Raw genomic sequence first — 17,605 nt, 5'->3', positions numbered from 1 at the left:
GTTCGCCCCCTCCCCGACACCGTCCGGCCGCACCCCCGATAGCGACGGGCGTCCTCCGCGGAGGGCGCCCGTCGCTTCACCTCGTGGTGCCGGAGGTCGTGTTGAGCGGCACCGGGTTTCCGGTGAGCCATTCCGCCCAGTCCGCCGTTTCGCGGAGCGAGCCCGTGCCCACCCGTTCCGCCGCGGCCAGGTTCGGCGGGCGGAGGCCCATCCGGCGCAGGTCCGCCCACTGGGCCGCGTTGAGGACCAGCACGCGCAGACCCGGCAGGTCCGCGATCGGCGCGACGTCCTCGACCTCGACCTCCGACAGGTCCAGCCTGGTCAGCACCGGCAGGGTGCGCAGCACTGCGACGTCGAGCCGCTCGGCCGCTCCGGTGAGCTTCAGGTCCCAGATCGTCGGCTGGTCCGCCAGGGTGTGGAGGTCGATCCGCTCCGCTTCGATCGACACTGACTCCAGGGCGGGCAGACCGCTCAGCGCCGGTACGACGAGCTTCGCGCGGTTGATCCGGAGCTCGCGCAGGTTGCGCAGCGGGGTCAGCGCGGCCAGGTCCAGGTCCACCGCGTCGTTGATGGAGATCAGCTGGGCGTCGCCGTCGAGTTCCGCGATCTCGGCCGGGTCGCGGTTGCCGAAGTCGTGGTGGACCCGCTCGTCGAAGCCCGCGCCGCCGAGACCGGTGCAGGTCTGCAGGTAGTCCGATTCCGGGTCCTCGTCCTCGTAGTCGCCTTCGCGCAGGGCTTCCACGACGCCGGTCAGCACCTCGGTGACGGATTCCGCGTAGTAGTCCGGCGGGCCGTGGACGTCGCGGCCGTACTCGAAGATCTGGCCGGGCCTGCCGCGCTCGGCCGGGTCGAGGTCGACCGCGAGGTTGTTCATCGCGAAGTCCGTGGCGAAGGTGATCCACCAGTCGTTGCGCGACAGGCGCTTGATGGTGTCCGGCGGTTCCGATTCGAAGACCACGGCGTCGTCGAACGGCCCGTCGTTCCAGCCCAGCGAACCCGGCTGGTGGTACTCCACGACGTGGTCCAGCGGGTACGGCGAGTACCGGCCGAGCAATCCGGTCTCGGCCGCGTCGTCCCGGGTCATCCGGTACAGCGCGCGCAGGTCCTCCGGGAGTCGGGCGCCCAGTTCGGCTTCGGCCGCGGCGATCTCCCGCTCGGAGTAGCCGGGGCGCAACGCCGGTGGCCGCCCCTTGATCTCCTGGTACCGCGCGACGAACTCCTGGAACAGCGCGGAGATCTCGGCCAGCACCGCCGGATCGGTCGGCTCACCGGTGTGCCGCGCCGCGGCCGGGAGCGCCATGCCGGGCAGCGGATGTCCGGGGAGCCGGAACTCGTCGTCGAGCACCACGCGGGACTCCGACTCCAGGGCCGAGCTGAAGGCCAGCTCGAAGCGGCCGGACTCGTGGACCACCAGCTCCACGACCAGCGGGCGCCCCGCGGACGGTACCGGGAGCAGGTCCAGGAGCGCCGACTTCGCGTCGAAGAAGTCCGGTTCGAGGTCGACCTCGACGCCGACCGGGTGCGTGATCCGAACGGCGTCCACCTCGACGCGCATCCACACGATCGCAGGTCCGGTGCGCCCGCCCCCGGCGCGCACCCCCAGCGCCAGCCGCCGCGCTGCCGCCTGAAGTCCCGTCGTCATGGCGGAATTCTCCACGCCCCGGCCCACCGCACCGACCCCACCCCGGCGGCGCGCGAAAGACTCCCGGTGGAGACGCAAGGAGCATCCGCGCCACCAGTCGGAAAGTCGTTGCAGGGCAAGGTTTTCCGGATGCTGCCTAAGCTGATCGCGGACCTGGCCGAGGGCGAAGCCGAGCAGGTTGAGGCCCTTCCACCGCTCCGGGTTCGCAGTGGACCGCACCCGAATTCTGCGGCCCGGGAGCCGAGTGGTCTCCAACACAGCGGGTGATCGCCCGGCGCGCCGGCGACGGCGCTCACCTCGGGTCCGCGAGGACTTGGGTGCCAGGCAGGACGCGGTATGCACGCCACGCCGCGCCCTGTCTGGCACACCCCCAGCACTCCGATTCCACGATCGTGGAATCTCGACAGACGGTAATCTTAGATGCGAGAATCCGTCAATCGGCGAAACGGTCCAAGCCGCGTGATTTCGGAGAGTGTGATGAACGACCCTGGTGCTGCCCTGGCCGAACGGCTGGCGTGGCTGCGGGAGTCCTTCCCCAACCCCGAGACCGGGAAGCCGTACGAGGTCAAGGCGATCGCCGCGGCCACCGGGATCTCGCTCTCGCAGCTCTACAAGATCCTCTCCGGCGAGTCGCCGAACCCCGGCTGGCAGCACCTGAAGGCGCTGGCCGGTTTCTTCGGCGTACCGCTGGACACCTTCGACGACGGCGAGCACGGCGACAAGATCCGGACCCAGCTGGCCGCGCTGGTGGAGCTGCGCAGCCTCAAGGAAGGCGGTGTGGAGTCGGTGAGCCTGCGCGGGCTGACCCCGGCCCAGGCCGACCGCATCCGCGGCGTGGTCGAGGACCTGCGCCGCTCCAACACCACCTCCGATCACGATGAAGCATGAGCCTGATCACGAGTCGTTCCGCTGCGCGCGCCTGGTCCTGGTCATGAGCGAGGATCGCCGGGTGACCCCGTCCCAGCAGCGCGACCTCGCGGCCCGGTGCCAGGAGCTGGCCGCCGCCCTGCCCCTGCCCTCGCCGTGGGACCTGGAGACCTTCATCGCCGAGCTGTCCGAGCTCCGCGGGCGGCCGATCGAGCTGCGCCGGGTGTCCGCGGTGGAGTCCGACAGCCCGTGCGGGGCGCTGATCTCGCTGGCCGACCGGGACGTGATCGGCTACCTGCCGAGCACCCCGCTGCACGAGGAGCACATCATCCTGCACGAGGTCGGGCACCTGGTGTGCGGGCACTCCGACACCAAGCTCGCCGACTCCCCGCTGGTGGCGGCGCTGGTGCCGGACCTGCCGCGGGACCTGGTGCAGAGCGTGCTCGGCCGCTCCGCCTTCGACGCCACCACCGAGCAGGAGGCCGAGCTGGTGGCCAGCCTCTACCTGTACCGCGCGGGGCGCGCCCCGGCGCCGCTGCGCCGCGTGCGCAAGCTCGACGCCAAGTCCGGCCGCACGCTGCGCGAGATCCAGGCGACGTTCGACAGCGCCCGCCGCGGTCCCGAGAAGCGCCGATGACCAGCATCGTCCTGCAGGGCGCTGGCCTCATCGCGGTGCTGGCGGCGGTCGCCAAGCTCGTCCAGTCGCGGCGCTCGACGACGCCGAGCGTGCGCTACCTGTGCGGCGCGATCGGGTCGGTCGGCCTGTCCGCCGCCCTGGTCGCCACCGATTCGCTGACCTGGGTCGCGACCTGGGAGCCGGTGCCGAACTCCGGTCGGCTCGCGGCGAACCTGCTGGCCATCCTGGCGGCGGTGTGCGTCCACGGGCTGCTGGCGCACCTGCTCCACGAGGACGCGAAGGCGCACCGCGTGATGCGGCTCCAGTTCCTGGTGGCCGCGCTCGCGGCGGTGGTCATGGCGGTGCTGCTGATGTCCGCGGGCATCCCGTTCGACCCCGACTTCCTGGCCGCGTTCGCCGACCGCCCCGCCGTGGCGGCCTACCTCGTCGTGTTCTCGCTCTACATCGGGTGGGCCACGCTGGCGTTCGGCTGGTTCCTGCGCCGCTACATCTCCCAGACCAGCCGCCGCTGGCTGCGCGCCGGGCTCCGCACCATCCAGGCCGGTTGCGTGGCGTCGGGGTTCTGGGCGGCGAGCAAGATCGCGGCCGCCGTCGTGTCGGTGGCCGGGCACCAGCCCGGGGTCCTGGACCCGATCGGCGGTGCGTGCGCGGCGGCGTGCGTGGCGCTGGTGGCGCTCGGGGCCACCATGCCGGTGTGGGGGCCGCGGGTGGTGCTGCCGTTCGCCTGGTTGCGCGCCAAGCGCCAGCTCCGGCAGCTGCGTCCACTGTGGAGCCGACTGGCCGAGGAGCTCCCGCAGATCACCCTGCCCACCGGGATGGTCGCGCCGAACGCGCAGTTCGCGCTGTACCGCCGGGTGGTGGAGATCCGCGACGCCCAGCTGGTCCTCCGCCCCTACGTGCACCCCTCGGTCAGCGCCTGGGCCCACCGGGCCGCGGCGGAAGCGGGCCTCGACGAACGAGCGGCCCACCAGACCGCGGAGGCGGCCTGCCTGGTCACGGCCCTGGACGCGCACGCCGCGGGCCACCGCCACCAACCGGAACCGGACGAATCCAGCGCCCCGTACCGAGGAGTCGCCTCGGACACCACCACCGAAGCCCGCTGGCTGATCGAGGTCGGCCGAGCGGCCGAGCGCTCCCCCATCGTCGCGCAGGTCCGCGACCGAGCCCGAGCCGACGGTGTCTGATCTGGTCGTGAGTGCGTAACAGTGTTCCAGCCCTGATTCGCACTCACGACCAGATGAGGGCCATGAACAGTCCGCCGCCGACGACCGCGCCCACGATCGCGCCGATGGTGACCTGGGCCGTCGTGTGGTCGCCGAGCCGGACGCGGGACCAGGAGATCGCCGCGACCACCAGCAGCAGGACCCAGCACACCGGGTGGAAGAGCACGGCGAGGATCACCACCGCGCCCGCGGCCACCGCCGAGTGCATCGAGACCTTCCACCAGACCGTGATGCCGCCGGTGACGAACAGCGACACGATCATGGCGATGTCCAGGGCGATCAGCAGCCACGGCGCCCCCAGCAGCATCAGCAGCCCCAGCCCGACCAGGCTCATCGCGATCAGCGCGACGAACGGCACGAAGCGGCCCGCGCGGTCGCGCACGTGATGGCTGTCCCAGCGCCCGGTGCGCGCGCCCCACACGATGACGCCCATCGGCAGGATGCTGCTGGTCGCCGAGACCAGCAGCCCCCAGCCCAGCGCCGGGCCGATGCTCGCGGTCGCCCGCCAAGCCACCGCGAGCGGGAGCAGCACCACGATCACCCACGGCGCGAAGACCTCGGTGAGCGCGCGCGCCACGCGGTCCGCGGCCGTGCGGGAGGTGCTGGTCTCGGGTGCTGCGTTGGTCATGGGGTCCTCTGGAGCTTGAGCCGGGTCGAAAAGGAGTGTCACACACCGGCTCCACGGCCCGTGCGCGCGAGTGCCCGAGCACCGCAGCGGCGGTTCTCAGGGAGCACGCCGACGACTGGCCCGCGCTGCCGATCAGCAGCTCCCACCGGCTCGACGACCTGGCGAGCACCGCGGCCTCGGCGTACCAGGGACTTGTGGACGGGCGATCCGGGCGCCGCAGCGCACCCGGAGGGTACCCCGGTGCTGGGAGGTGCCCTCCGCCCGGGGTCAGGAGGCGTGCGCCAGGTCGGCGAACTGGTTGGCCGGGCGCGGCAGGCCGTAGTGCTCCCGCAGCGTTCGGCCCGCGTAGGTGGTGCGGAAGAGGTTGCGGGAACGCAGGATCGGCACCACGTGGTCCACGAAGGACTCCAGACCGCTCGGCAGCACCGGGGGCATCACGTTGAAGCCGTCCGCCGCGCCGCTGGTGAACCAGTGCTCGATGGTGTCGGCGATCTGCTCCGGGGTGCCGGTGAACGTGCGGTGGCCGCGTCCGCCGCCCAGGCGGTGGATGATCTCGCGGACCGTCAGGTTCTCCCGCAGGGCCAGGTCGGCCACCAGCGTGTAGCGGCTCTTGGCCGCCTCGATGCGGTCCTCGCCGGGCAGCTCCGCCGGGTCGAGCCGACGGTCCAGATCCGCCTCGGTCAGCTCGACGCCCAGCAGGGTGGACAGCCGGTGCAGGGCGTAGCTGTGCACGATGTGGTCGCTGAGCTCGGCTTCCAGCTTCCGGGCCTCGGCCTCGGTGGCGCCGATTACCGGCACGATGCCCGGCAGGATCTTGATCGACTCCGGTGCGCGGCCGTGCTGCTGCGCGCGTTCCTTGAGGTCGGCGTAGAACGCCTTGCCCTCGTCGAGGGTCTGCTGCGCGGTGAACACCGCCTCGGCGAACTGCCCGGCCAGCGCCTTGCCGTCCTCCGACGACCCCGCCTGCACCAGCAGCGGGTGGCCCTGCGGCGGGCGGGGCACGTTCAGCGGACCGCGGACGCTGAAGTGCTCGCCGCGGTGGTCGATGGCGTGCACCTTCCGCTCGTCCGCCCAGACCCCGGACTTGTCGTGCACCTCGGCGTCGTCCTCCCAGCTGTCCCAGAGCTTCTGGGCCACCGACACGAACTCCGCCGCGCGGCGGTAGCGGGCGCGGTGCGACGGCAGCTCGTCCAGGTTGAAGTTCCGCGCCGCCTCCACCACCGCGTTGGTGACGATGTTCCAGCCCGCCCGGCCGCCGCTGACGTGGTCCAGGGAGGCGAACCGGCGGGCCAGGTTGTAGGGCTCGTCGTAGGTGGTGGAGGCGGTCGCGATCAGGCCGATCCGGTCGGTGGCCGCCGCGAGCGCGGTCAGCAGAACGGTCGGCTCCAGCGCGACCGCCGGGCGCTGGCCGACGTCGGCGCGCAGCGCCGGGGTGTCGGCCAGGAACACCGAGTCGAAGGTGCCGCGCTCGGCGATGCGCGCCAGGTTCACGTAGTGCGCGATGCTGGTCGCCGCGGCCGGGTCGCTGCCCGGCAGCCGCCACGCCGCCTCGTGGTGGCCGACGTTCATCAGGAACGCGTTGAGGTGCAGTGTCCGTTCAGCCATGGTTGTCCTCCGTCACCCCGAGCGCCGCGAGCAGGGCGTCCCGGTGGTCGATGAACCCCGGATCGCGGTGCGAACGCGGGGCGGGCAGGTCGATCTCCCGGTTGACGGCGATGGTGCCGCGATCGAGCACCAGCACCCGGTCGGCGAGCGTGATCGCCTCGTCGACGTCGTGGGTCACCAGCAGCACCGCGGGCCGGTGCCGGGCGCACAGCTCGCGCAGCAGCCGGTGCATCCGGATCCGGGTCAGCGCGTCGAGCGCGCCGAACGGTTCGTCGGCGAGCAGGAGTTCGGGTTCGCGCACCAGCGAGCGGGCGAGCGCCGCGCGTTGCTGCTCACCGCCGGAGAGCGCGTTCGGCCAGGAGCGTTCGCGCCCGGCGAGCCCGACCTCCGCGAGCATCGCGCGCCCCCGCTCGGCCGCACCGGACAGGCCGAGCGTGACGTTGTCGAGCACCCGCGCCCACGGCAGCAGCCGCGAATCCTGGAAGACGACGGCGCGGTTGTCCGGCACGCTCGCCTCCCCGCTGCCGCTGACGTCGTGGTCGAGATCGGCGAGCGCGCGCAGCAACGTGCTCTTGCCCGAGCCGCTGCGCCCCAGCAGCGCGACGAACTCGCCCGCCGCGATGTCGAGGTCGATGCCGTCGAGCACCACCCGGTCGCCGAAACCGCGCACCAGACCGCGCACCCGCACGGCTCGTCCACTCCGGACCTTCAGCTGTCCAACGTCCGCCGCCACGACAGCACCCGCCCTTCCGCGAATCGCACGACGCTGTCCGACAGCAGCCCGAACAAGGCGTAGATGACCAGGCCGACCACGATGACATCGGTCTGCGCGTAGTTGCGGGCCTGCGTCATCAGCGAGCCGATCCCGCTGGTCGCGTTGATCTGCTCCACCACCACCAGCGCCAGCCACGAGATGGTCACCGCCATCCGCAGCCCGGTGAAGAACCCCGGCAGCGAACCGGGAATCGCGATCCGCCGCACGAACTGCCGACGGCTCAGCCGCACGGTCTCGGCCAGCTCCACGAACCGGTGGTCGACGCCGCGCAGCGCGGCGTGCGTGTTGAGGTAGACCGGCACCAGCACGGCCAGCGTCACCACCGTGATCTTCATGCCCTCGCCGATGCCGAACCAGATGATCGCCAGCGGGATCAGCGCCAGCGTCGGGATCGCCCGCTTGATCTGCACCGGACCGTCGATGAGGGCCTCGCCGACGCGGCTCAGCCCGGCCACCAGCGCCAGCGCCAGCCCGATCGCGACGCCCAGCACCAGCGACACCGAAGCCCGCCCCAGCGAGGTGAGCAGGTGTTCCTGCAGCCGCCCGTCGGCGAGCAGTTCCCCGGCCGTGGCCAGCACCTGCGCGGGCGGCGTCAGCGTGTGCGGATCGAGCAGACCGGTGCTGGCGGACAGCTGCCAGGCCAGCAGCAGCACGACCGGGCCGACCAACCGGAGGAACGGGATCTTGCGGCCCGGGCCGAGCCGCCGCTGACCGGGCGCTCCCGGCGATTTCGCACGAGCGCGGCGCTCCGCGAGCGAGCCGGTGGGCGATTCCGCGCGCAATCCCCACCGCTGCGACACCTGCTCAGCCACCGCTGCCCTCCCGGATGCCGCCGCTGCGCCGGACCGACTCGTCGAGCACCGCGTCGAAGCGCAGGTCGAAGTGGTCGTGGGCGTTCAACGGCTTCGGCAGGCCACCGGCCGCGGCGAGCAGGTCGATGGTGTGCTGCTGCGTGCTGATGAGCGACGCCAGCCGGGGGAACTCGACGGTGCCCTCGGAAGCCACGATCCGCTCGCCGTCGGCGCGGGTCACGCCCTGGCTCCGGACGTAGTAGGCGTCGATCCACTCGGCGGGATGCGTCGCCGCCCACTGGCGAGCCGCCGCGAAGTGCTCGACGAACGCCCTGATCGCCGCGGCCTTCGCGGGATCCTCCAGCGCCGCGCGCCGGGTGTAGAGGTAGCTGACGCCCGTGGAGGTCCCGTCGGTCTCCGCGACCGGGATGGTGGTGCCGCGGCCCCCGGTCTGGGCGAGGAAGCGGGTCAGCCGGGGCTCGTTGAGCGGCGCGACATCCACCGCGCCCGTGCGCACCGCGTCGTTGAACTCGGCCAGCTGCAAGCGGACCAGCTGCACGTCCTCCGTGCGCAGACCGGCCTTCTCCAGCGCCCGCAGCACCGCCGTCTGCTGCGCGGTGCCCTCGGCGTAGGCGATCTTCTTGCCGCGCAGCTCCGGCAGGGTGCGCACCTGCACGCCGGGGGCCACCGCGAAACGGGTCGAGTTCGGGTCGATGCGGAACGCCGCGACGATCGGCACGTCCTCGCCGGAGGCCTGCGCGTGGATCGGCGGGGTGTCGCCGACGATGGCGACATCGGTGGCTTCGGCGCGGAACGACTCCAGCACCTCGGGGCCGCCGACGAAGTTGGCGAACTCGACCCGGGCCGGGATCTTGTCGAGCTCACCGGAGGCGCGGAACAAGGTCTGCACCCGTTCCTGCTGGTCGGCGACGACGAGTTCGGTGCCGGGCGGCACCTCGGTGGGCAGCGGGGCGTCCGCGGGCAGCTCAGCGGACGCCCCGCCAGCGGCGCAACCGGTGAACGCCAGCAGTGCGGCGAACCCGGCGACGAACCGGATCAGGGGGGCCGGGCGAATCCGCCCGGCGCGGGTCGACGAGGACATGCGTCACCTACTTCTCGGTGCTTCTCCGGCGCAGGGGAACGACCCCGCCGAACGCGGGGTGCGGGAATGGGGATGCCGTGCGGGAACGGCAGCGGATCGACGCGGTCGTCAGATCAACGACACGAGCAACACGTGACGCGCATCAGATCGATGGCGCGCCGTTCGACGAACGTGTTGGGCGAGAGCACGCGCCGAGAATAGGACGGAACGGCCTTCGCGGAAACGACTTCCCAGCCGATGAGAACGCAGACGAACGTCCACATCGGACACCGTTGCGCGGTTGTGAAGACCCCGTGAGCACCGGATTGCGGTCCGGCACCTCGCCGCGCACGAGGCGTGTTCGGCGGCGGAGGTCCACCGGGGACCGGCTGCGCCCCCGACACGCGGCGCAGCCGCTCCCGGGCAGCACCGGTTGCGCCCCGGCGGTGTCAGGCCCGCTTGGCCTGCCCCTCGGACTTGGCGAGCATCTCGATCAGGCGGTCGCCGAGCACCTCCGGGATGACCCGCGCCGCCGAGCGGGCCGCCGCCGCGTTGAGGGCCGACATCACCAGCGGGCGGAGGCGCTGGAGGACGTCGCTGTAGTACGGGACCTCTTCCTCGGTCGGGACCGGGCGGGTCAGGACGTGCTTGCGGACCATCTCCACCAGGTGACCCGCGACGTGGTCGATGTCCTGCTGGAGCTGCTCGGCCAGGTCCAGCACCTCGCCGAGCGGGACGCCGAGGCTCACCAGCTCGGCACCGGCGTCGAGCAGCTGCGGGCTCGGGGAGATGAACCCGCGCCCGCGCCGCTCCAGCAGGCCGAGCTCCATGGCGCGCTTGACGTTGCCGGGGCTGAACTGCTTGCCGAACATCCGGCGCAGCTCGGTGGCGGTGACCGCGCGGGGGGCTTCCTCCGCCCAGGACTCGCCGACGACCTCCTCCAGGCCGAGCACGTCGCCGAGGCTGCGGCCCGACTCCCAGGCCGAGATCATCTCCTTGATCTGGGCGAACGCGTAGCCGCGCTCCAGCATGTTGATGATCAGCCGCAGCCGGACCAGGTGCGCGTCGGAGTAGATCGCCGTCCGCCCCTGCCGCCGCGGTGGCGGCAGCAGCTCCCGGTCCTGGTAGACGCGCACGTTGCGCACCGTCGTCCCGGCTGCCCGAGCAAGATCGTCGATCCGGTATTCCGCCACCCGACGAAGTCTAGTTCCCGTGTTCGAACCGCGCCGAAGCCCGTGGCGCGCCGATCACCCGTGGTCGCCGTCGACGTAGAACCAGGCCCCGCCCTCCTTGACGAAGCGGCTGTGCTCGGTCAACGTCCCCTTCTCCCCCGGCAGCCGGTAGTGCGCCCGGAACCGCACGGAGCCCTCGGAGTCGAACGGCCCGCCACCGCTGCGCTCCAGGACCTCCAGGTGCACCCAGCGCTGCTCGGGATCGAGCTCCAGCTCCCCCGGCCGGGTCGACGGGTGCCAGGAGGCCAGCAGGTACGCGACATCGCCGACCGCGAACGCGCTGAACCTCGACCGCATCAACTGCTCGGCCGTGCTCGCGCGCCCCGCACCGGCGTGCAGGCGACCGCAGCACTCGGCGAACGGCTCACCGAGCCCGCAGGGACATCGTTCGACAGTGCTCACCGCACCAGCTTCTCACCGGCGCCCCGCCACCCCGCCCCGACCTAGGTCGTGAGTGCGTAACAGTGTTCGAACACTGTTACGCACTCACGACCACCTCATCCCGGGCATCGCGGGCAGGAGCGAGGTGAGCCCTGCCAGCCTTCACGGCGCAACACGGTGACGACCTCCCGCGCCACACCGCACGGATCGGTGCGGACGTCGTGCCAGCCGTAGGTCAGCCGCGCCCGCTCCGCCAGCTCGGCAGCGTTGTCGCGGCGCCGATCCCGAAAGGCGATGCGACGCGTCTCGTGAAACTCCCGCCCGTCCAGGCGCACGGTCAGACGCACACCCGAATCGTCGTAGACCACGTCCTCCCAGAGGACGATCTCGTCCACCACGAACGGAGCCTGCCGCCTGGCCGTCGGCAAACCGTGCGCCTGCTCCACGTTCCGCAAATACTCCGCCTCCAGAACGGAAAGCGCACCACCGGTCAGCAGCTGCAGTGCGTCCTTCAACGCTTTGCGGTAGCGATACGGGGGTCTGAACTCGAGCTGCGCCTGCACTCGCCAGACCGGGAGCCGGTTGGCCCCGACCAGTTGCACCAAGCGATCGCGCGCTGCGGCGGCCGTCGGCTCGGAGACCGCCACGTCGATCACCGTGTCCTCGCGGTTCGTCCGCGGCGGTTCCGACTGAGCCACGATGTGGTGGAACGCGCGAGAGCGGTGCACGTGGACGATCGGCAGCTGGGAGACAGCGGACTTCTTGTACGGCACGGTGATGTGCACCGGCTCGCCTTCTGCGATCGGCAGCATCCCCCACTCCTCGGCAGCGGTGCGGTGGCTCAGCACCGCCCACGGACCGCCGTAGCACAATGCCGCGCTGATCAACGACGATCTCGGCAGCGGGCCGGTGAAGACCGCGTACACGTCCGGTACCACTAGCTGCCATCGCCGTGCTTCGATCTGCGCGTTCGCGAAGTCGTGGGACAGGCCGAACTCGCGAAGCTGCGCATTGGAGATCGCTCCGTGTTGAGCGTCGAGAGTCTTCCGCCAACGCTCCAGCTCGGCCGAGGGCAACGACACATGACGGGACCACTTCGAATTCGTCGACATGCAGTCGAAGATCGGCAGCCAATACCGCCACCCCGAGTCCACGGCCGAAATCTGTGGATCAACCCGTCACTTGTGGAGAACTGACAACCATCCAACGGGCCTCTAGCACGCCTACGCAGTCACGATCCGCACATGTTTGTCGTGAGTGCGTAACAGTGTTCGAACACTGTTACGCACTCACGACTGGTGTCAGCCCTCGCAGCAGTGGGAGGTGGTGTTGGGGTTGGGTGGGACGTCGAGGGTGGGGTTGCGGTCGAAGAAGCCCACCGGTTTCAGGGTGAAGCCGCAGTAGTCCACCGGCATGATCGGCCAGTCCTCGGTGCGGGGGAAGTGGGTCAGGCCGAAGGTGTGCCACAGCACGATGTCCTCGCCGTCGATGCTGCGGTCCGCCGCGGTGAACGCCGGGATGCCCGCACCGCCGTGGCTCTGGTTCACCCACTCGCCCGCCGGGTAGCGCTCGTCCTCGGCGTGCTGGGTGACCCACAGGTGCTTGGTCGCGAACGCGGCGCGCTTGGCGATCGAGGACTCCGGGTCGGCCAGCAGGACCGGGTAGCCCTGCGGGTGCAGGGCGTAGCCGACCGGCTGCCCGAGCCGGTTGGTGCGCTCGGTGTTGACCACGTGCCACACGCGGCCCGCGGCCGGGTCCGCTTCGCGCCCTCCCTCGCTCTCCCGCGACAGCCGGGTGACGCGGCGGGTGAAGGCGTTGCCGTGCGGGTTGTCCGCGCTGATCGGCACCCGCTGGGCCTCCACCTCGTCCACCGCGTTGCGGGTGCCGTCCACCATCATGTCCAGCCGCGCGCCGAACAGGTGCTGGTGGTACGGGCCGCCGAGGCCGGGCGCGAGCTCGCTCGCCCAGCGCGAGCCCTCCTCCGGGTAGGCCGAGGTGAACACGATGCCGGTCGCCTTGGTCTCCAGCTGGATGGTGCCGTCCAGGTAGAGGTACCAGTAGAAGCCGTAGTCGTAGTTGCCGACGGAGACGAAGAAGGACACCACCAGCCGCCGCTGCCGCCGGGTCTCGGCGGTTCCGGTGAACACGTCGGTGTGCTTCCACAGCACCCCGAAGTCCTCCTCGTGCATGCACACCGCGTTGCGCAGGGTGCGCGGCGTGCCGTCCTCCTGCGCCACCACCGCGTCGAAGTAGCGGATCTCGCCGAGGCAGTCGCAGCCCAGCACCAGCTCGTTGGCGAGCTTGCCCAGCGAGTACTCGCCGGAGTCGAAGTAGTTCTGCCAGAACCGGACCGGCGACGGGTCGCCGTAGTTGACCACCATCTCGCCGATCGACGCCCGGTAGACCACCGGCCGCTCGCGGTCGCCGTCGCGGAACGACAGCTGGTGCAGCACCAGGCCTTCGCGCGGGTCGAAGCCGATGCGGAACCGCCAGTTCTCCCACCGCACCTCGTGCCCGTCGACCTGGAAGCTCGGCCCCTCGGGCTGGGTGATCTCGATCGGGCGCAGGGTGTCGCGCAGCGGGCCGGTCACCTGCTCGTCGGTGTAGTCGCCGCTCTCGGCCGGGACCGGGAACTTCCGGTCGTCGACCACCTCCAGCACGCGCTGCTCGATCACGTCGACGTAGGCCACCAGCCCGTCGATCGGGTGCGCCCAGGGCAGCTCGTCCGGGCTGTCCTGGGCGAACGCCAGCGCCCGCAGCATGCGGCGGCCGCTCTCCTCGGCGACGCCGAACCACCCCGCCGACAGCGGGCAGACCCGGACCTTGGAGATGTCGTCGAAGCCGCGGTCGCGGATGGCGCGCTGCCAGGTCTCGTCGGCGCGCACGATGCGCTCGACCAGCTCGTACTCGTCCAGCATCACCGGCGGCTGGCCCTGCTCGACAGGGTTCACCGCGGCCTTGTCCACCACTTCGCCGCTGGTCAGCGAGACCACGGTGGTGGTCAGCTCCCCGGTCTTGACGTCCAGCAGCACCGAGCGCGCCCGGCGCTCCACCGGGTCGCCGTCGCGGTGCGCGAGCACGGTGGCCTTGTCCGGTTCCGCCAGCTGCACCAGGGGGAAACGGGTCGACTCGCGCAGCAGGCCCGCCTGCTGCAGGACGTCGCGGTTGCGCAGGATCTCCGCCGCGCTCAGCGGTTCCAGCGGGTGCATCGTCATCGCGCCCAACCTCTCGAACGTTCGGTCTGAACAGCTCAACCCAGGCCCACCCAGACTCCCTTGGTCTCGGTGAACTCGTCCAGTGCGTGGCTGCCCATCTCCCTCCCCCAGCCGCTGGCGCCGAACCCGCCCCACGGCGCGGCGGGGTCCAGCAGCGGGAGCATGTTGACGAACACGTTGCCCGCCCGGATCGCCGCCGCGGTGCGGTGCGCGGTGGCCAGGTCCTTGGTCCACACGCACGCGGCCAGGCCGTACTCGGTGTCGTTGGCCCGCGCGGGCAGTTCCTCGGGGTCGTCGTAGGGCAGCACCGACAGCACCGGTCCGAAGATCTCCTCCCGCGCGATCGTCATCGCATCGGTGACACCGGAGAACACGGTCGGGTGGAAGAAGTGGCCCGGTCCGTCGCCGCGGCTGCCGCCGGTGACCAGCTGCGCGCCCTCGGCCAGACCGGTCTCGACGTATCCGGCGACGTGGTCGAGGTGCTCGGCCGAGACCAGCGGGCCGAGCTCGGTGTCCGGGTCGAGCCCGGCGCCCAGCCGCAGGCCCTCGGCCGCCTCGGCGATCTTGGTGGCGAACTCGTCGACGCGCTTGCTGTCCACGTAGAAGCGGGTGTAGGCGGCGCAGACCTGTCCGGAGTTGAGCAGCGCGCCCTGCAGGTTGCCCGCCACGGCGGCGTCGATGTCGGCGTCGCGGGCGATGATGCTGGGCGCCTTGCCGCCCAGTTCGAGGCTGACCCGCTTGAGGTTGCCCGCCGCGGCCACCACGATCTTCTTGCCGACCTCGGTGGACCCGGTGAACGACACCTTGTCCACCGCCGGGTGCTCGGCCAGCGCCCGGCCCGCGTCCGGACCGCCGGTCAGGCAGTTCACCACCCCGGCGGGCACCCCGGCCTCCGCGCACAACCGCGCGAGCTCCACAGTGGACAGCGGGGTCTGCTCCGCGGGCTTGAGGATCGCGGTGTTCCCGCACGCCAGCGCGGGGGCGAGCTTCCAGGCGGCGATCATCAGCGGGAAGTTCCACGGCGTGATCAGGGCGCACACCCCGACCGGTTCGCGACGGGTGTAGTGCAGCGCGTTGGGCACCGACACCGGGGAGGTGGCCCCCTCCAGCTTGGTGCACCAACCGGCGTAGTAGCGGAACACCTCGGCGGCCATCGACACGCTGACGCCGCGCGCCACGCCGATCGGCTGGCCCTGGTCGCGGGTCTCCAACCGGGCGAGCTCGTCGGCGGAGCCCTCGATGAGGTCGGCGATCCGCCACAGCAGCCGCGCCCGCTCGGCGGGCGGCATCTCCCGCCAGCCGGGGTCGGCGAAGGCCTCGCGCGCGCTGGCGACCGCGCGGTCGACGTCGGCCGCACCGGCGTCGGCGCAGCGGCCCAGCAGTTCGCCGGTGGCCGGGTCGTGGGTGAGCAGCTCGGCCCCGTCGGCGGCGGGCACCCAGCTTCCGCCGATGAGCAGTTGTCGGCGCACGTTCTCCTCCTGGTGGCTGGCGACGCCGACCACTCTGCTGGCCCTCCGGCCCGCGCTTCTTGCCCGCGCGCGAACTCCTCTTGTCCGCCCGCGCACGGTCTCGTGAGTGCTTTGCGGGGTTATGGCCCCAGAAAACACTCACGAGCCCTGAGCAGCGGAAACGGAGCCCCTGACGGTGCCTCGCGGGAGGTTCAGCCGCCGAGGTGCTCCGAGCGGTACTCGCGCGGGGAGACGCCGAAGGTCGCCTTGAACAGCTTGGAGAAGTGCGCGGCGTTGGGCAGGCCCCAGCGGCCCGCGATGGCGCTGACCGGCAGCTCCACCAGCTCCGGGTCCGCCAGGTCGCGGCGGCAGCGCTCCAGGCGGCGGGCCCGGATCCAGCCGCTGACCGGAACCCCGTCGGCGGAGAACAGCTTGTGCAGGTAGCGCACGGAGATGTGGTTCTCCGCCGCGATCGCCTCCGGCCCCAGCTCGGGATCGGCGAGGTGCTCCTCGATGAACGACCGCAGCCGCCCCAGCAGGTCGCCGCGCGCCGCGGCGGGCTCGGCGCTGTCCTCCACCGCCGCGGCCAGCACGTCCAGCACCGCGTCGCAGATCAGCAGGCCGGAGCGCGACCCGGCTGCGTCCTCGCGCACGCACAGCTCCTGCACCAGCGAGCGCACCAGCCGCCCGGTGCCGCGGCGGCCGTCGAACCGCCGGGCGCGCAGTCCGGCGAGGTCGTTCGGGCGCAGCCGCAGCAGCTCGCGGGGGAACATCAGCACGATCGAGCGGAACGACTCGTCGAAGTTCAGCGTGTAGGGGCGGCTGGTGTCGTAGAGCGTGAAATCTCCCGGCGCGAGCAGGGTTTCGCGGCCGTCCTGGCAGACCACCGCGTTGCCGCGCACCTGCAGGCTGACCTTGAGCTGGCCCGAGTCGCCGCCGCGGATCAGCTTCGGGGTGCGCGAAACCCGGTGCGGCGAGGCGGAGATCTCCGACAGGTGCATCGCGCCGACGTGGTGGGACCGGATCCGGGCGCGGAACCGGGCCTGCCGCGGACCGCTGGCCTGCAGCGGCACGAACGCGCCCGAGATGACCTGCTGCCAGGCGTCGAAGTGGTTCGCCTGCACCGCCGCATCGGCGCTGAGCACAGCCGACATCGAGACCTCCACTGGTCGATGCCGAGCACGGTACAAAGCCAGCCGGGAAAACACCACGGTTACCGCCCAGTCGCAACCCGGCCGGAACTCACCGCTCGTCGAAGCGGCGCCGGTGCCTCGACCGCCCACTTCCCCCAGCTCGACCGCCGATGCCAGCAGCGACCGGCCGATCTCGGTGAGCCCGTGGCCCACCCGCGTCGGCACGGTCGCGTGCACGTGGCGACTGACCAGGCCGTCCCGCTCCAGCGCGCACCGTCACGGTGAGCATCCGCTGGGGGATGCCGGGCGCGGCGCGCTGCAGCTCGCCGAACCGGCGGCGACCGCCGCCCAGCTGCCCGAGGGCCGACAGCTCCACTTGCCGCCCACCAGCGCCACGATCTGCAGCACCTCCCGGAAGACCACGTCCTCGTCCTGCGCGCTGCTGGACAGTTACCCCCGTGCGTGCCGCGCACCGAAATGTGCCGTCTTGCAACGACTTCGGCGGGAACCCGACGATGGTCCGGGCACGAACAGTAACCGCTGGAGGATCAGGTGCACCGAACGTCGGTGGTGGCCGGGCTCGGCGTGGGGGCGCGCGCTTTCGGCAGGCGCGGGTAACGGGTCGGGTTGATCTCCCGCGATGCCGAGCGCCTGGCGGGCTCGGTCCGCGAGCTGGCCGGGCTCGGCGTGACCGCCGCCGACCGCGCGGCGCTGGCGAACGAGCTGGCCGACCGCGCGGAGGAGGCCATCCGCGACGTCGCCTTCGAAGCCCTCGTCCGGAACCGGCGGGCCGTGGTCGGTGGCCCGGTCGCCGGGGGATGTGCGACCGGGCCGCCTCACGGGACGGGCAGCCGGGGGTGACGGCACCCGTCGCTCGCGCGGTTCCGCGGCCTGCGCCTGAGCGCCGCGGAATCACGCGGGCACCAGCGGAAGTCCGCTGGATCGCA

Annotated in this window: 18 protein-coding genes; 4 read left to right on the top strand and 14 right to left on the bottom strand. The window is 71.7% G+C overall.

Translation table 11 applies throughout. From position 1 onward, the window contains the following. Positions 1-76: 76 nt before the first annotated feature. Complete coding sequence (locus F1721_RS24265) at positions 77-1,642, bottom strand: SMI1/KNR4 family protein (protein WP_150069061.1); 1,566 nt, start codon at positions 1,640-1,642, stop codon at positions 77-79. 477 nt (positions 1,643-2,119) lie between these two features. Between F1721_RS24265 and F1721_RS24260 the strand changes: the two genes are divergently transcribed. Genes F1721_RS24260 through F1721_RS24250 form a run of 3 tightly spaced genes read left to right on the top strand, consistent with a single transcriptional unit; the run spans position 2,120 to position 4,330 of the window. Further along, positions 2,120-2,530: a helix-turn-helix domain-containing protein gene (locus F1721_RS24260; RefSeq protein WP_170301587.1), complete on the top strand. Its 411-nt coding sequence runs from the start codon at positions 2,120-2,122 to the stop codon at positions 2,528-2,530. 43 nt (positions 2,531-2,573) lie between these two features. Next, positions 2,574-3,146, top strand: a complete 573-nt coding sequence (locus tag F1721_RS24255) for a M48 family metalloprotease (protein WP_150069059.1) — start codon at positions 2,574-2,576, stop codon at positions 3,144-3,146. After that, entirely contained in the window at positions 3,143-4,330 is a 1,188-nt protein-coding gene (locus tag F1721_RS24250; protein ID WP_150069058.1) for an MAB_1171c family putative transporter, read from the top strand. Before F1721_RS24255 ends, F1721_RS24250 begins: the two co-directional genes overlap by 4 nt. Positions 4,331-4,373: 43 nt before the next feature. Here the strand turns inward: F1721_RS24250 and F1721_RS24245 are convergent, their stop codons facing one another. The 13 genes from F1721_RS24245 to F1721_RS35160 all read right to left on the bottom strand — a co-directional run bounded on the left by F1721_RS24245 (position 4,374) and on the right by F1721_RS35160 (position 17,081). Beyond that, entirely contained in the window at positions 4,374-4,997 is a 624-nt protein-coding gene (locus F1721_RS24245) for a phosphatase PAP2 family protein (protein ID WP_150069057.1), read from the bottom strand. A gap of 267 nt (positions 4,998-5,264) precedes the next feature. Continuing rightward, positions 5,265-6,602 (bottom strand): LLM class flavin-dependent oxidoreductase, encoded by a 1,338-nt coding sequence (locus F1721_RS24240; RefSeq protein ID WP_150069056.1) that lies wholly within the window; start codon positions 6,600-6,602, stop codon positions 5,265-5,267. Then, positions 6,595-7,335 carry an ABC transporter ATP-binding protein gene (locus F1721_RS24235; protein ID WP_246155272.1) on the bottom strand — a complete coding sequence of 247 codons (741 nt, stop codon included), beginning with the start codon at positions 7,333-7,335 and terminating at the stop codon, positions 6,595-6,597. Before F1721_RS24235 ends, F1721_RS24240 begins: the two co-directional genes overlap by 8 nt. Next, positions 7,311-8,189 (bottom strand): ABC transporter permease, encoded by an 879-nt coding sequence (locus F1721_RS24230; RefSeq protein WP_150069055.1) that lies wholly within the window; start codon positions 8,187-8,189, stop codon positions 7,311-7,313. The genes F1721_RS24235 and F1721_RS24230 overlap by 25 nt, the downstream gene beginning before the upstream one ends. Further along, on the bottom strand, positions 8,182-9,270 hold the full coding sequence (locus tag F1721_RS24225; RefSeq protein WP_150069054.1) for an ABC transporter substrate-binding protein: 1,089 nt from the start codon (positions 9,268-9,270) through the stop codon (positions 8,182-8,184). The genes F1721_RS24230 and F1721_RS24225 overlap by 8 nt, the downstream gene beginning before the upstream one ends. 428 nt (positions 9,271-9,698) lie before the next feature. Continuing rightward, positions 9,699-10,442 (bottom strand): MerR family transcriptional regulator, encoded by a 744-nt coding sequence (locus F1721_RS24220; protein ID WP_150069053.1) that lies wholly within the window; start codon positions 10,440-10,442, stop codon positions 9,699-9,701. A gap of 54 nt (positions 10,443-10,496) precedes the next feature. Continuing rightward, positions 10,497-10,883 carry a YchJ family protein gene (locus F1721_RS24215; RefSeq protein WP_150069052.1) on the bottom strand — a complete coding sequence of 129 codons (387 nt, stop codon included), beginning with the start codon at positions 10,881-10,883 and terminating at the stop codon, positions 10,497-10,499. 95 nt (positions 10,884-10,978) lie between these two features. Then, on the bottom strand, positions 10,979-11,974 hold the full coding sequence (locus F1721_RS24210; RefSeq protein WP_150069051.1) for a hypothetical protein: 996 nt from the start codon (positions 11,972-11,974) through the stop codon (positions 10,979-10,981). 189 nt (positions 11,975-12,163) lie between these two features. Next, positions 12,164-14,077: a primary-amine oxidase gene (locus tag F1721_RS24205; protein ID WP_150069050.1), complete on the bottom strand. Its 1,914-nt coding sequence runs from the start codon at positions 14,075-14,077 to the stop codon at positions 12,164-12,166. A 35-nt stretch (positions 14,078-14,112) separates the two neighbouring features. Then, positions 14,113-15,546, bottom strand: coding sequence for an aldehyde dehydrogenase family protein (locus F1721_RS24200; RefSeq protein WP_211840594.1), 1,434 nt, complete (start codon positions 15,544-15,546; stop codon positions 14,113-14,115). 191 nt (positions 15,547-15,737) lie between these two features. Then, a complete protein-coding gene (locus F1721_RS35165; RefSeq protein WP_150069048.1) occupies positions 15,738-16,679 on the bottom strand; it encodes an AraC-like ligand-binding domain-containing protein in 942 nt (313 codons plus the stop codon). Between the two features lie 88 nt (positions 16,680-16,767). Next, on the bottom strand, positions 16,768-16,980 hold the full coding sequence (locus F1721_RS35670) for a hypothetical protein (RefSeq protein WP_281288813.1): 213 nt from the start codon (positions 16,978-16,980) through the stop codon (positions 16,768-16,770). Next, on the bottom strand, positions 16,935-17,081 hold the full coding sequence (locus F1721_RS35160) for a hypothetical protein (protein ID WP_246155271.1): 147 nt from the start codon (positions 17,079-17,081) through the stop codon (positions 16,935-16,937). The genes F1721_RS35670 and F1721_RS35160 overlap by 46 nt, the downstream gene beginning before the upstream one ends. Before the next feature lie 204 nt (positions 17,082-17,285). Between F1721_RS35160 and F1721_RS34525 the strand changes: the two genes are divergently transcribed. Further along, on the top strand, positions 17,286-17,519 hold the full coding sequence (locus F1721_RS34525; protein ID WP_170301586.1) for a hypothetical protein: 234 nt from the start codon (positions 17,286-17,288) through the stop codon (positions 17,517-17,519). The last annotated feature ends 86 nt before the right edge of the window (positions 17,520-17,605 follow it).

Origin of the sequence: Saccharopolyspora hirsuta, assembly GCF_008630535.1 — a bacterium.
Taxonomy (GTDB): domain Bacteria; phylum Actinomycetota; class Actinomycetes; order Mycobacteriales; family Pseudonocardiaceae; genus Saccharopolyspora; species Saccharopolyspora hirsuta.
This window is presented reverse-complemented; position numbering and strand designations above follow the sequence as displayed.